The organism is Streptomyces sp. NPDC007189 (assembly GCF_040703635.1).
In the GTDB taxonomy this organism is placed as follows: Bacteria; Actinomycetota; Actinomycetes; order Streptomycetales; family Streptomycetaceae; genus Streptomyces.
Map to the genome: position 1 here is coordinate 50,294 of NZ_JBEYEY010000027.1, position 14,000 is coordinate 64,293.

Below are 14,000 nucleotides of genomic sequence, written 5' to 3' on the forward strand. Positions count from 1 at the left end.
TCTCCCAAACCGGTCGTCAGCCCGCGGCGGTGAGCGCCTCGAGGGCGCTGGCCTGGGTGCGCCAGTCGGTCTGATTGGGGCTGGTGCCGGCCCAGCGCTGACCGAGGGCGTTGAGGGAGTCGCGGTCCTGCGCCCACAGGGTGTCAGCCTGTTTCCGGAGGTAGCTCTCGTAGGTGCTGGAACCGGTGGCCTTCGCCAGGTCGGTGAAGTTCCGCATGAAGATGCCCTTGAACTGCTTCTGGTTGTCGTCGCAGGACGCCGAGCCGATGTCGCACGACTCGGTGAGCACTCCGTCCCGGGTCAGTGCAGGGCTGCTGATGGCGGCGTCGGCCAGGGTCCGCGCGGTGGTCAGCAGCGAAGCGTCCCCGGTCGTCCGCCACAATTCGGTGAAACCGCCGATGGCCAGGCCCTGGTTGTAACTCCAGACAGTGCTGCCGTTGTTGGTGCAGGCCGAGGTCAGCCCGTCGTTCACCAGCCCCGAGGAGTTGATCAACCCGCTGGACCTGTACCAGGCGGCGGCCGTCTCGGCCCGCTGGAGCCATACGGTGTCGCCCGGGATGCGCTGGTGCAGTGCGGTGGTCAGCCAGAGGTACTGTCCGTTCGTCACGGCGTTCTTGTAGGTGCGTTCGCGGTCCCACCACACGCCGCCCCCGCAGGTGCCGGGGTCCCAGTACTGCTGGATGTAACGGGCGATGGTGACGGCCTCGTCGAGGTAACGGGCGTCGCCGGTGTAGTCGTACGCGTCGATCCAGGCGATGGCCCACCAGCCCGAGTCGTCGATGGAACGGCTGATGAAGTCGCCCTCGATCGGATCCGAGCTTCGCGTACCGGCGGCGAAGACGCCCTTGTTCTGCTCGAAGGTGCGCGCCACGATCCAGTCGTAGTCGTGCGTGCCGGTTGTCCTGGCGAAGTCGATGAGGGCGGTGAGCGTGGCGGCGGAGTTCCACCAACTGCTCCGCCACCAGCCGTCGTACGGGTCGTAGGAGGACATGAGCGCGTCCGCTGCCGCCCGTGCCCTCGTCGGCGCGGGCCTGACCCACGCGGTGCAGCTGCCCTCCTGATGGGCGGCCTCCCGGCCGCAGGCGCGGACCGCGCCGCCGTAGAGGAGGCCGCGCGGATCGCGGGTGGCGTACAGGGCGGTACGGGTGCCGGTGGCTCCGGGCGGGGTGCTGGTGCGGCCGAGGGAGGAACCGTCCGGCCAGGACGAGCCGCCGTCCCAGGAGCGGTCGAGCCAGATCTCGTCACCGCTGCCGCCGTTGTCGATGCTCGCCCAGGCCATGGAGTTCTTCTGGCCGACGTGCAGTCGGATCGTGCGGCCATAGAGACTGGTGGACGGCACTGGCTGGTCGTCGCCGGCTGCCTGGCCTGCGTTGGTGCCGTCGCACAGTGTGTCGCAGACGGTGGGGTAGACCCAGTCCGTGCAGCCGACGCCGGCGGCGTCGCCGCAGGCCCGCACGAGTCCGCGTCTGCGGTTGGCGGGATCGGTGATGTTGTACATCAGCGTCCTGGCGCCGGTCCAGGTTCCCGGGATGCTCGCCTTGCCGAGCAGTCCTTCCCAGGTGGCGCCGCCGTCCCAGGAGCGGTCCAGCCACACCGAGTCGCCACTCACGCCGTCGTCGATGCTGGCCCAGGCCATGTCGTCCGCGTCGGAGACGTGCAGTTCGAGGCGCCGGCCGTTGAGGTCCTTGTTGGGCACCGGAAAGCTCTCCTGCCGGGCCTGTGAGGGATCGAGGGTGTCACAAGCCAGCGCACACACGGGGGTGGCGGCGGACGCCGGCGTCGCGGTCGGGATCAGAGTCACGCACGCGAGGACGGCCGTCAGCAGGAAGCCGAGGGGCCGCGGTCTGACAACGATGTCGGCACTGTGTAAGGGCACGGTACTCGCCTCGAATTCACGACGGGGGATGCCGGCCGGCGAGCGTGACCGGAGTCGGCCGCTTCAACTGCCGGGCGGGAACCGAGCGTTGGTCCATACCTGTCTCGGAGGCAGTGAAGCGGCTTGGTGGGGACCTGTCAATCCCGTCAACCGGCCTCCAGTGCAGCGGAATTCGCGGCGACCGCGACGGTTGACACCCCGATTCCGCGCACCCATCAATCGGTGGGACTTCGGCGAGGCTCCTCGTGCACCCAACCGTTCGATCAAGCGCTGGGTCTTGTGGGCCGTGGTCTTGAATCGTTTCATCCCTGCGTGTGCGTGTGCGTGTGCGTGTGCGTGTGCGTGTGCGTATGTGCATGTGTCTGCGTGTTTCGTGTGCCGGCAACCCGTCCCGGAGGTTTCCATGCGCCGTCGTCTCCCGCTGAGCAGATCGCCAGGTCGACATCATGTGCTCGGCCTCGCCGTGATCGCGGCCACCGCGCTGACCGTGGGTCCGGTGCCGTCCGCGGACGCCGCGCCGCCCGCATCCACGGCGACCTCCACCACCGCAACGGGCGTTCACAAGGCGGCTGTTGACCCTCTGAACTATTCGCCGGCCTCCCGTACCGTCGAGCCGACCGCCGTGTATTCCACGTCCGGCAGAGTCGCGAATCCACAGAATGTCCTCAGGGGACAGGCGACGCGGATCTCCGGCGCGAAGTCGGCCATCACGCTCGACTTCGGCAAGGAGGTCGGTGGGCTGGCAACGTTGTCGTTCGGCAGTACCAGTGACAGCGGTCAACGGGTCGGCCTGGCCTTCAGTGAGTCATCCCAGTACGTGGGCACCGACAGCGACCTGAGCAGCGGTCGCGGCGACGTGGACGGAGCGCTTTACACCACGCCGTCCGCGGGCGGCACCTACACGATGCCCACCGCCCGACTGCGGGGCGGTTTCCGCTGCCTCACCGTCTTCCTCGACAACTCGGGCTGGGTGGACCTCAAGGGCGTCAGACTGGACTTCACCGCGGCTCCGGGGAAGACCGACCCGGCCGACTACGCCAACTACTTCCACTCCAGCGACGACCTGCTCAACAGAATCTGGTACGCCGGGGCGTACACCGTGCAGCTCGACACCATCGCCTCCGACCAGGGGCGTCCCTGGCCCCCGCCGGCCACGGGGTGGGACAACAGCGCCACCGTCGGTATGGGTGACTCCGTCCTGGTCGACGTCGCCAAGCGTGACCGCACGGTCTGGCCCGGCGACATGGGTATCGCCGTACCCACGCAGTACACCTACTCCGCCGACCTCACCTCGACCCGCCGGGCGTGCGGAAGAGCTGCTACCTCACCCCCTGAGGAACGCCAGGCTACTGGGCTGCTGCTGGTCTTCGGCCTACTCCGGCCCGCGCGGTCAGGGCGAAGGCCGGCAGTGCCGTCCTGGTGAAGTCCAGCGAGGGTTCCGCGCCTTTGCCGTGGTGGCTGATGACCAAGCCTGCTACTGCCAGTAGCACCGCATGGCGCCGCTCTTGAGGTCAGCCACTGACCCGCTCGCACACGAGGCTGTGGTCGCCCGGCCCCAGGCCCGACACGGTGACCGTTCCGTCGGCCACGGCCACGTCGCCTGTCGATGCCCGCCGCCCGTCCCACAGGGTGCGCCGACCGGCGCGCACGCGTTGCGCCCGCGCGTCGCCGGGAAGGGCGACCGAGCCCTGGGTATGTCCGGGCACGTGGACGGTGATGCGGAAGACGTGCGAGCTGTTCTCCCACTCGACGCGCAAGGGGCCGTACGGCGTCGGCAGTTGACCCGTCGCCCAGTCGACGCCGCCGGGCTGCGGGTGTACCTCCCAGGTGGCGTATCCGGGCGAGGTCGGCCGCGCACCCAGCAGGTGGTGGGTCAGAGCCGGCAGGACACCGGTGGACCAGCCGTGGGCCATGCTGGTGTAGGCGTCCTCGTACGGGGATCCGCCCGGTCCGATGCCTTCCCAGTGGGTGATGCCGGGATCGTTCTTGTCCATCCAGCCGTACGTGCGACGGATCTGGTCGAGCGCGGATCCGGCCTGGCCGCTCAGGAAACGGGCCTCGATCTCCGGGTAGGAGGTGAAGGCGTAGACCCGCTGAGAGGCCTGGTCGAAGAGGGTGTCGTTGTCCATGAACGCGTTTCCGTACGCCCGCTTCGTCGTCGCGTCGAGATGGGCGAGCGCCGATGCGGCGCGGTCGGTGCCGGCGATACCGGTCACGACGGCCAGGGCGTTGCCGTCCTGGGCGTGACGTACCGCGCCGGTCGCGGAGTCCAGATAGGCACCCGCGTCGGCGTCCCACAGCAGCGCGTTGACGGCCTGCGCGACCTTGTCCGCCCTGGTGATCCAGCGCGTGGCGTCGCCCGACTGCCCCAGCAGCCGGGCCAGCCGGGCCGCGTCCCTCAGGGCTTGGACGTAGAGCGCGTTGTAGTACGCGACGCGGCCCGTGCGGCCCAGGAACGCATAGTCGCCATACCCGCCGGTGTCGTTGAGGCCCTTGCTCAGCAGGCCCGCGTCGTCCGTGACGCTGGGGTACCAGGTGTCCAGGACCTTCAGCAGGGCCGGGTAGTAGCGGGTGGCGTACTGGCGGTCCCCGGTGTAGAGGACGTAGTCCCAGCTGCACGTGACCCAGTACAGCGGATAGTCGAAGAGGGGCAGGGTGTAGTTGCCGATGGAGGCGGGTGGGATCCAGCCGTCGGCGCGCTGGTGTTCGGCGAGGTCGGCCAGGACGTTGCGGGCCGCCGCGGCTGCGTCGTCGTGTGTGAGGTAGAGGGTGCGCGCGGAGACGGCGAGGTCGCCGACGTACGGGTCGCGGTCGCGTTTGGCGCCGTCCTGCAGGACCAGCTTCCCCTCCAGCGTGGCGCTCCAGGCGTTGCGTGGATCGACGTCGTCCTGGCGGAAGGTGTCGGTGACCAGTTCGTTGGTGTACGCGGCGCCGTACCAGTAACGGTTCAACTCGTCGTCGGAGCAGAGGAACCAGCCGCGGTACGTGCTCGGTGTACCCAGATAGGCGGTGAACTGCAGCGAGATCGAGTCGATTTCCACGGTTCCCCAGGGCTGAGCGGCAGGACTGTCCGAGGCGAGCGCGTCCAGGCTGATCTTGAGGTAGCGGAAGCCGTGCAGGCCGTCCGCGAACACCTTGTCACCGGCCTGGAAGCCCTTGTGATCGACCCAGTTGGCGCCGCCGGCGGGAACGGCGAACTGGTCCGTGCCCTGCCCGGTACCGCCCGCCTGGTCGGAACGCGTGAAGTCCGAGCGGTCGGTGAGGAACCGCCGGGTCTCGGAGAACGCCACCCGGACGCCGGGGTTGTTGTCGGATGCCGAAGTGAACCGGACCTGCGGATACCCGACCACGACCTTGCCGAAGTCCACAGTGACGCTCGGAACGGGAATCGGATCGACCGGTGCGGGCCAGACCTCGTTGATCCGCGTGAAGTTTCCGTGCGAGGTGTCCTGCGCGTTGGTCACCGTGATGCGCACGCGATCAGTGCTGACCTCCTCCCTGAACGGAACGGCCGTCTGGACCGCGTCGTTGCCGGTGACGGTGGCAGCGGTGTGCCAGTCGCCGTCGCGCCACACGTCGACCGTGTAATCGGTCGGCACGCCGTCGCTGTTGGAGATCACTGTTATGCCCCGCAGGGGTGTGAACTGCGGCGTGACGATAGTCAGAGTGTCGGGGAACGCCCCCAGCGTGTCGTCGTTCCAGAACGTGTCCGGGTTGCCGTCGATCGCGTTGGCGGCGTCGTAGGTACGCGGCTGCCCGTCGTTGCCGTTGTTGCCCGCATGAGTCGACGAGGCCTCGGCCGTCGTGCCGTCGGGCCAGCGCGGCGCCGCCTCGGGGCGCGGGCGCCGCAGGACGGATGTGGCGCCGCCGGGCTTGAGCAACGCCTCGGGGTTCTCCACGTCCCCGCTCGACGAGACGATCCGCAGCGGCCGTACCGTGCGTGAGGACGGCCCCTGGACGTATCGGTGCCACCCGCCTGCGCGACGCGACCGGCTGGCCGGGGCCGGATCGGCGGGTTCCTCTGCGGGCAGCGCCTCTGCCGAGGGAAGTCCGGCGGAGAAAGACACCGCGGTAAGCCCCACGGTGCCGGCCGTCGCCAGAACGGTGCGCCGGGGAAGGCCCTTGTCCGGTGTGCTGCGTGACGCCATGATGTCTCCTCGGCAACAATGAATTGAATCGTTTCATTCGCCAGTTGCGAGGTGACGGTATCTCGAACCCCAGGCGCCCGTACAGCGTTGAGGCAGGAGTAATTGGTGCGCCAGTCGCCGGCCCGGCAAGTGCCCGGAAGACACAAGCATGGTGCAGCGATGGCCATATCCCGGCCGGCGTGCGCCCGGCAGAACGTGGTGCGAAACGTCGGCCGAGGCGACGATGCGCACATCGCCGAGCCCGGACGAAGGGCCGCATACCTTGACACGAGCTGTGCCAGCGCCTGAACTGCTCATCCACACATGTCTGGACGTCGTCCTCATCCCGCTGAGCGGCGACGACCCACCCTGCCCCGGACGGCTGCAGCCGCCAGGCAGCGTGACCACCGTCCGCTGCACGGGTCAGCTCCTGCGGGCTGAGTCTGGGCAAGCCAAGGCGCCCGCAGGGGGTCTTCGTTGACGTCTGCCCAGTCGCGGGAACAGATCCTCTCTCCCGTGTCGCGCGGTTGTGGGGGGCAAGCCGGGTCAGATCACGCCGACGGGGTCCGTGGGTGCCGGAAGCCTTCGCCGACAAGAAGTCCGGCAAGACCGACCTACGTCCGGAACTCAAGGTGTGCCACGCCTTCCTCGACGCCGGCGACACCCTCGTGGTCCCCTCGCTCGGCCGCTACGGCCGCGGCCTCCAAGACCTCATCAACATGGTCGCCGAACTGCGCCAGCGCGGCATCGGCTTCTCCTCGCTCCATGACAACCTCGACACCACGACCCCTGGCGGCCGGATCGTCGTCTTCCACGTCTTCGGCGCCTTCGCCGAGTTCATCCGCGAACTCATCGTCCAGGGCACCCGCGAGGGCCTGGCCGCCGCCCGCGCCCGCGGCCGAGTCGACGGACGCCCCCACGTCGCACCGAGCAAGTCATCCCCGCCGCCCGCGACCTGCTGCCCGACCTCCGCCGCTCGATCACCTCGGTCGCCTGGGGCGTGTTGCGAAGTGTGTGCGGTGGCGGACGTGCCGTAGTACTCCTGGAGAGTCTCGGAGTCAGGTCTGTTCTCGTTTGGAGTCGTCGATGGTCGTTCGTCGTGTCGTGCCCAACATCCAGTCAGAGGCTGCACAGGAGAGCCGGGAGTTCTATGGCCTGCTGGGCTTCGAGGAGGTCATGAACCATGGCTGGATCATGACGCTCGCTTCCCCGTCCGCTCCGGCAGCGCAAGTCAGCGTCATGGCCAGCGACAAGACCGCCCCGGTCGCCCCCGACATGAGTGTCGAAGTGGACGACGTGGACGCGGCCTATGCGGTCATGCGGGACAGCGGCGCGGAGATCGTTCACCCCTTGCAGGACGAGGAGTGGGGCGTGCGGCGGTTCTTCGTCCGCGACCCCAGCGGCCGGGTGGTCAACGTGCTCGGCCACCGCTGACACCGTCCCCGCACGATCTGGGGAGGTGCTGGTCACAGCCACTCGTTGATGGCTGCGACCAGCACGGTCGCTTCGTAGCGGACCGCGAGCTTGTCATACCGCGTGGCCACGGCTCGGTGGCGTTTGAGTCGATTGATGCCGCATTCGACCGCGTGCCGCTCGCGGTAGTCGATCTTGTCGAACTTCGGCGGGCGACCGCCGCGGGAGCCGCGCTTCCTGCGGTTGCGGGCCTGGTCGGCCTTGTCCGGGATGGTGGAGCGGATACCGCGTCGGCGCAGGTAGGCGCGGTTCTTGCGGGAGGCGTACGCCTTGTCGGCCCGCACCCGGTCCGGGCGCTTGCGTGGCCGGCCGAGCCCCAAGCGCGGCACCCGGATAGCTTCCAGGACCTGCTCGAACTGCGGTGAGTCGCCCCGCTGCCCAGCTGTGATCACCACCGACAGCGGCTTCTGCCCCTGCTCGATCGCGAGGTGAGTCTTGCTGGTCAGCCCGCCGCGGGACCGGCCGAGTCCGTGGTCATCCGGTTCGACGGAGACGCCGCCGGGCGGCTCCTTCTGGAGGTCCCCCTTTTCGCCGCCCCGGCGGCGTGCTGGTGGGCCCGGCAGACGGTGGAGTCGACGTTCACGTCCCAGGTGATCAGGCCTTTCGAGTCAGCCTCGGCCTGGAGCCGGGTGAGGATCCTCGCCCAGGTTCCGTCGCGCTGCCGGCGCCGGAACAGGTCGTAGACCCGGTCCCACGGCCCGTAACGCTCGGGCACGTCCCGCCAGGGGGCACCGGTCCGGGTCCGCCACCGTATGCCGTCTATCAGCTGCCGTCGCGTCCACACCTGCGGTCGGCCCGGCCTGATGCCCTGCGGCAGCAGCGGCTCAAGCCGGGCCCATTGACCATTCGTCAGATTCCCACGTCCCACGGACCGTGATCATCAACGAACAAGATCCACTTTCGCAACAGACCCCAGTTGCTGGCGTCTCCCCGGACACCTTCTACCACCACGTCCCCGACCTGAAGGAACTGCGCGCGAGCAGCGTCTCCAGCCAGCTCGAAGCCCCGGGAAGCAGCTCACCTCGACAAGATCAATCGCAGCGCGGCTCTTTCTTTAACCCAACTGCTCACGCCGGGTGGCGATGCCTGGCGGTCTCCTGGTCAGTGCACCCCATGTGTCGTCTCGGAGTTCCCCCTGTACCTGCTTTCTGAGGGAGGCGCCGACGCACGCCCGCTGGATCCCCTGCCCATGCCAGTCACCGACTTGAACACGGTCGCCCGCCTCGCCATAGCCTGAGCACTCTTCCGCCTCCGCCAGAGCCGCTCGCACCCGCTCCACCAGCAGAAACCTATGGACCGGACACTCCGTAACCTCCGCAGGAAGCCTCACAAGATCCTGCAGAATGCCGCCCTGGCCGCTGGTCAAGACCGGCCAGAAAGCAAATCATCAGACCTTCTCACACCAATTGGAACCTCTCGCGGGCTCCTGCCACCCAGCGCAAGACGCCGTTGGAGTCGGTGCTCTCGGCCAGCTCTGCAGCCTCCTTGAGCAGTGCCGCCGCCTCGTCCCGCCGGTTCTGCTCAACAGCGAACTCAGCGAGCGTGATCAGGTTTGCTGCCACCCCCGGCAGGAAGCCGAGGTCGCGACGCAGACGCGTGGACTCCTCGAAGTGTGCTTGGGCCGCGTCCAGCCGTCCGGCCATGTGCTCCGCGAAACCAAGGTGCCGAAGGACGTAGGACATAGTCAGTCGGTCGTCGGCCTGGGCGGCGAGGTCAAGAGCACGAGTGAAGAAGGGCAGGGCGGTCTCCGTGTCATCGCGGACCACCTGATGGAAGGTCCCGACCCAGAACAACGCCTCGCCCTCACCCCGCGCATCGCCGAGCAGCCGGTACAGCTCTGCTGCGCGCTCGAACAGTTCCAGCTCCCGCGCGTCCTCGGCCCGCTCCTCCAGGAAGCGGGCATGAGCAACACGGCCACGGGCCAGGGCAAGGTCTGCCTCGACCGCATCAAGACCCCGGTCGGCAGTGGCCAACGCAGCACTGTCTCCCCCGAAGACGGCGCGCTCGTAGAGGAGTTCAGCCTGTTCAATTCGCGTATCCGCAGTCATGCGACGATCGTACGATCACCAGCATCCTCTGTGGCGGTCAATTCCAACGCCCCCTGCGACCGCTCGCCACCGTATCCTGGCCCGCTCACTCACCGACCGCGGCACACCCTCGCCGCGAGGCCGCCCGCCTGGGCGCGCCCCCTCGGGCCGCCACCACCCACCAGCTCCCCGCGCCGCCGCACCGCTTGAGCCACCACCTGCGCCCTGGTGGAACTGTGGCGCACCCGCCACGACATCACCGCCGTCCCCGCACTGGGCCCGCGCCCCGACGACCCCGACACCGCCGCCGCCTGGGACGACCTGGATGCCCGCGTGCGCGGCCTGCCGACGGTGCCCCTCTTTCCACTGCTGCCGCCCGACGCCCCCGCATCCGCCGTCATCACCGCAGCCCTCACCCACCTCGACACACCCCCACCTGCCGGCCCGCTGCCCGATCACTCAACCCTGCACGACCCCCACGTCGCCGCCCCGCCCTCCCACGGCGCCCTGCACGCCCGCACCGTCCTTACCGCCGTACTCGCCGGCTAGGCCTTGCTCGAGGACTGGATGGACCAGATCACCGCCCCAGGCGCAGACGACGAAGACGAACAACGCACCTACAGCAGACTGCTGACCGCCATCAGCGACTACCGCCGCCACCACCGCGTGGGCCCCGACATCCTCGGCCCCCCCGAAGGCCTCGACACCGATGAATGGGACCACCTCACCGACGCGATCGACCTCTACACCCACGCCCGGCGTCCAGCGACGCCTGGAACAGCTCCGGGCCCGCACCCAGGCCATACACGCGGTGCTGCTCCCGCCCACCTCACCGCTTCGCCAGCCGCCGCCGGGCACAGACGGCCCGGGCCGGCGCACCCCAGCCCGGTGAGAAACCGACACGCGGAGGCGGTGCCCCCCTCACGGCCTCGTCTCGTGCGCATGCACGTCCAGGCTCTGTACGCGAGAACTGGCTCTGGTCCACTTCTCGTGGTGCGGTCACACGCCGTTCCTCTCCCGGGTCGTCTGCTGGGAAGATCGCCTCATCCTTAAAGCGGGAGGGGGCTGTCGTGAGCGAGTGGTCGCCGGAGGTGCTTGAGGTCCTCAAGGCTTCTGGATGGACGGCGGGTAGGCGGGTCGACACGGCCGGGTGGCGGTCGATGTTCGAAGCGGTCGGCATCGTCATGCACGACGCTGCGGAGCAGTTTCTTCAGGAGTTCGGAGGGCTGACCGTGAGTATCGGTGGCCCGGGAATCAACCGTGCCCGGGAACCATTCGAACTGGACCCGGAGCTGGCCTGGGGAGAGGACGACCGGTTCTCCGAGTGGAGCGACGCCTTGGGAAGACGTCTCTTCCCGCTCGGCGAGCTCGATCACGGCCGGTTCTTTCTCGGCATCGACGAGGGCAGTGAGATCTACCTTGTCGCGACCTGGGTCGCCAGCTTCGGGCCAATGCCGCACGCCCTCGAAAATCTGATCCTGGGCATGAGGCCCCGCAGGATGGACGACGATCACAGCTAGAGCGGTGGGCGAGGAGTTTGACACAGCCCTTGATCACCGGACCCGCTCCCGGACAGACTGCGCTTCATGGAATCGGTAGGCAGGGGCGCAGAGTATCGGGAGCCGGTGATGAATGCCCGCCTGCCCTTCTTCCGCTATCACCCAGACCCCCTCGCAAGCGGGGCCATCCGCGCAGCCTGCGAGACGTGCGCCTGCTGCAAGCGCAGCACGGGCTGGATCTACACGGCCACCTTCTACACCGCCCAGGACGTCAGCGGACGTTTCTGCCCCTGGTGCATCGCAGACGGCAGCGCGGCCGAACGCTTCGCGGGTGAATTCACCGACTCCTACGGGCTCGACAGTGTCAGCGAGAACGTCCTGCACGAGGTCACCCGCCGCACCCCTGGCTTCCACGCCTGGCAGGATCCGCACTGGCTCGTCCACTGCCAGGACGCGGCCGCCTTCGTAGGGGAAGTCGGCTACACCGAGCTCGCGGCGCATCCCGAAGCCCTCGACCAGCTGCGGGCCGACCTGCGCATCGACGGCTGGCACGACGAAAACCAGCTTGAGCACTTCCTGACCCACCTGGGCGAGGGAGCGAGCGCCATGCTGTTCCGCTGCACCGTCTGCGAGGCCCATCTTGCCTACGCCGACGCATCCTAGAAGTCGTCTGCTTGGGTAACGTTCCCCCTGTCTGCTGACAGATCGGTGGCAGGCAACTGAGCCTCGAGGGGCCACATCACACCGCCGCGCGCCCTCTTCGGGTGTTTCAGCGCGGCAGCCGCAGGGCGCGGGCGGCGCAGTACCGGCCGTGCAGGATCCCGAGCAGGTAGGCGCGGGCTACGGCCCGGGGCTCAACTCGCCCGAAACAGCCCGCGATACGGGCCATGACCTGGTCGAACATCGCCCGGCAACACGCAGGGTCCACGCCGTGGCCCGCGGTCACCGCACGATCTTCAGGAGTCCACACAACCCCCGGTGATCAGGCGGTGGTCGTACCCGGCCCCGGCCGCCGCTGACACGAGATCATGAAGCTGGACCGCAGTGCTAGGTCAGGACCAACCAGCGCCGGCCGTCGATGAGCTCTCGTGCCGCATCGAGGTGGCCGGCGTGGCATGCCGTCTCGGTGATGACGTGCAACAGGACGTCGCGCAGGGTGTACAAATGCGGTTCGCCGAACAGGTCGTGAGGCCACCAGGCCAGGACGGCGTCAGCAGGGGTAGCGGTGATGATGGCGTCGGAGAGCTCCGCCTCCTGCCGGTATCCGTCGAGCACGTCGTCGGCCCGCGCTTCCGGCGCCACGTTCCAAGCTTCGTCGCCGCTCGTCAGGCCGTGGATGATCTGCTTGTCCCCGGCGACAACTGCACGGAACCAGAAACGCTCAACGTCCAGCGCAAGGTGCTGGACCATCCCCAGGCAGTGCCATCCGGATGGCAGCACCGGCCGCCGCAGCGCCTCGGCGTCGAGCCCGTCAAGGATGCCGAGAACGTGGCGGCGCTGCCCGTCCAAGACCCGAAGGAGCGCCCTGACCTCACTGTCCGGAGCCGTTTCACTCGTATGTTCGGTCACGGGCACCTAGGATTCCTCAACTTCTGTGGTGCTGCGGGGAGTTCCCCAACACCCGGGACACACAATCAACGGCAGGCCAGCACAACCGTGGATGCGAGCAGCATCCGACAGCGTCTGCGGCTCCAGGGACACGTCGCCGTGACGACTTGCCGCACCGTCCAGCCGTGGATCACGAAACCGTACTGGAGCACTAGTCCGGGACCTCGGTGTGAAGCCTTTGATCGCCCGCCGCGGCACCGAGCGCGGTTCCGGACTGGGCACTCAACGCTGATTCGGGGAGCGGACTTTCGCCCATCTGCACTGGTTTCCACCGCCTGCGGATACGCTGAGAGATATGTGACGACATCCACGAAGCCTTCCTCACCCTCGGATGCGCACGCACCTGCTGGCGACGCCTCAAGTCATTGCGATAGAGACTGTTGCTGGACGCTCCAGCATCGATCGCTCTAGGGAGTTGCGGGATCGTGTCACCTGCCCGCGCGGCTGTTTCGGCGCCAGATACACTGAGCTCTTTCAGCGTTGCCGTTCCAGGGTGAGGACGGCCGCGGTGATGGACGTGATTCGATTCGGGCTGCATCGGGCCTTGCGGAGGATGCGCCAGGGCTTGAGCCGGGCCACGCCGCGCTCGACCGGTGATCGTGCCGCGGACAGCGTGTGGTTGACGGTGCGCTGGGTCAGCGGCAGCTCACCGCCTGGCGGGCGCCTGGCGGGTGTGGTCACCCAGGGGCCGGCGCCCATGTAGGCCCGGTCGCCGAGGATCGGGACGCCCTGGCGTTCGCAGCTCCGCAGGATGTGGTGGGCGCGGGCCGCGGTCAGGTCCGAGCCTGCGACCACTCGGTGAAGCGGCGGAAGTGGTGACGCCCGACGGGCCAAAGCCGGGCGGAAGCTGGTTCCACGTGCAGCCGGACGTGGCGACGAACACGATGGCCGCCAGAACCTCCGGGTCGCCCTGTCGTCTGCGACCGCCACCCTGCGGTCGCACCAGAGCCGGCGGCACCACCCGCTGATACAGCTCCCACTATCCGTCCGGCGCCATCCGCTCGACCAACTCGTTCGACACGCGAACAGCATGCCGCAAGATCACGCCAAACGAAGTGAGCTGTAAGAGGCTGCAACACTCCAGGAGTTGCATACCTGCACCCGGAGCGGAGAGCTGGGGCACTCGCGGATCTTGCTCTCCCACCCTTTGCAGCAGGCCAGAGCTCTGACCGGGCAGTGGGCGGGTGGATGCTCCCGCTTGGTCGACCGGCGGGAGGAAGAGCAATTCACCGAGCCGTTGGAACCCGTTGGTAGCGACTGCTGGATCTACTGCTTAGCGTGCGCTGATCAATCCACAGTTGGAAGGACACGCACATGAGACGCGCCACCAAGGTCTCCGCTGCAGCTGTCGGCCTGGCCGTCCTGGCGGTCACCGGCACCGCCGTCGCCG

12 protein-coding genes and 2 pseudogenes are annotated in these 14,000 nt (G+C 68.2%); 6 read left to right on the forward strand and 8 right to left on the reverse strand.

Annotated features, from left to right (window positions below; all coding sequences use genetic code 11):
- Window positions 1–16: 16 nt before the first annotated feature.
- Window positions 17–1,876, reverse strand: a complete 1,860-nt coding sequence (locus AB0950_RS36950; protein ID WP_366780423.1) for a glycoside hydrolase family 76 protein — start codon at window positions 1,874–1,876, stop codon at window positions 17–19.
- Between the two features lie 817 nt (window positions 1,877–2,693).
- Here AB0950_RS36950 and AB0950_RS36955 point away from each other — a divergent pair.
- Window positions 2,694–3,299, forward strand: coding sequence for a hypothetical protein (locus AB0950_RS36955; protein ID WP_360162545.1), 606 nt, complete (start codon window positions 2,694–2,696; stop codon window positions 3,297–3,299).
- 88 nt (window positions 3,300–3,387) lie between these two features.
- Here the strand turns inward: AB0950_RS36955 and AB0950_RS36960 are convergent, their stop codons facing one another.
- Window positions 3,388–6,024 carry an alpha-L-rhamnosidase C-terminal domain-containing protein gene (locus AB0950_RS36960; protein WP_366780424.1) on the reverse strand — a complete coding sequence of 879 codons (2,637 nt, stop codon included), beginning with the start codon at window positions 6,022–6,024 and terminating at the stop codon, window positions 3,388–3,390.
- 551 nt (window positions 6,025–6,575) lie between these two features.
- Between AB0950_RS36960 and AB0950_RS36965 the strand changes: the two genes are divergently transcribed.
- Window positions 6,576–7,040 (forward strand): recombinase family protein, encoded by a 465-nt coding sequence (locus AB0950_RS36965; protein ID WP_366780425.1) that lies wholly within the window; start codon window positions 6,576–6,578, stop codon window positions 7,038–7,040.
- Between the two features lie 49 nt (window positions 7,041–7,089).
- Entirely contained in the window at window positions 7,090–7,437 is a 348-nt protein-coding gene (locus AB0950_RS36970) for a VOC family protein (RefSeq protein WP_366780426.1), read from the forward strand.
- Window positions 7,438–7,469: 32 nt separating this feature from the next.
- On the opposite strand, the gene AB0950_RS36975 is transcribed toward AB0950_RS36970, so the two are convergent.
- Both AB0950_RS36975 and AB0950_RS36980 read right to left on the reverse strand, forming a co-directional pair.
- A protein-coding gene (locus AB0950_RS36975) for an IS5 family transposase (protein WP_366780427.1) occupies window positions 7,470–8,344 on the reverse strand; the annotation gives its coding sequence in 2 pieces (ribosomal slippage) (window positions 7,470–7,954 and window positions 7,954–8,344; 876 coding nt in all).
- 529 nt (window positions 8,345–8,873) lie between these two features.
- Window positions 8,874–9,524 (reverse strand): tetratricopeptide repeat protein, encoded by a 651-nt coding sequence (locus tag AB0950_RS36980; protein WP_360162555.1) that lies wholly within the window; start codon window positions 9,522–9,524, stop codon window positions 8,874–8,876.
- A gap of 207 nt (window positions 9,525–9,731) precedes the next feature.
- Between AB0950_RS36980 and AB0950_RS36985 the strand changes: the two genes are divergently transcribed.
- The 3 genes from AB0950_RS36985 (at window position 9,732) to AB0950_RS36995 (ending at window position 11,665) form a co-directional block, all read left to right on the forward strand.
- On the forward strand, window positions 9,732–10,052 hold the full coding sequence (locus AB0950_RS36985; protein WP_366780429.1) for a hypothetical protein: 321 nt from the start codon (window positions 9,732–9,734) through the stop codon (window positions 10,050–10,052).
- Window positions 10,053–10,573: 521 nt separating this feature from the next.
- Window positions 10,574–11,023, forward strand: coding sequence for an SUKH-3 domain-containing protein (locus AB0950_RS36990; RefSeq protein ID WP_360162559.1), 450 nt, complete (start codon window positions 10,574–10,576; stop codon window positions 11,021–11,023).
- 66 nt (window positions 11,024–11,089) lie between these two features.
- Window positions 11,090–11,665, forward strand: a complete 576-nt coding sequence (locus tag AB0950_RS36995; RefSeq protein WP_366780430.1) for a CbrC family protein — start codon at window positions 11,090–11,092, stop codon at window positions 11,663–11,665.
- Between the two features lie 106 nt (window positions 11,666–11,771).
- On the opposite strand, the gene AB0950_RS37000 is transcribed toward AB0950_RS36995, so the two are convergent.
- From AB0950_RS37000 to AB0950_RS37015, 4 genes and pseudogenes are all read right to left on the reverse strand, one after another.
- The gene (locus AB0950_RS37000) at window positions 11,772–11,948 is read right to left on the reverse strand and encodes a hypothetical protein (RefSeq protein ID WP_360162563.1); all 177 of its coding nucleotides are present in this window, start codon (window positions 11,946–11,948) and stop codon (window positions 11,772–11,774) included.
- A gap of 101 nt (window positions 11,949–12,049) precedes the next feature.
- On the reverse strand, window positions 12,050–12,577 hold the full coding sequence (locus tag AB0950_RS37005; RefSeq protein WP_360162565.1) for a DinB family protein: 528 nt from the start codon (window positions 12,575–12,577) through the stop codon (window positions 12,050–12,052).
- Between the two features lie 507 nt (window positions 12,578–13,084).
- A pseudogene (locus AB0950_RS37010) lies at window positions 13,085–13,390 on the reverse strand (transposase family protein); the annotation flags it as partial.
- Window positions 13,390–13,583: pseudogene (locus tag AB0950_RS37015) on the reverse strand (transposase); the annotation flags it as partial. The pseudogenes AB0950_RS37015 and AB0950_RS37010, both read right to left, overlap by 1 nt.
- Window positions 13,584–14,000 lie beyond the last annotated feature (417 nt).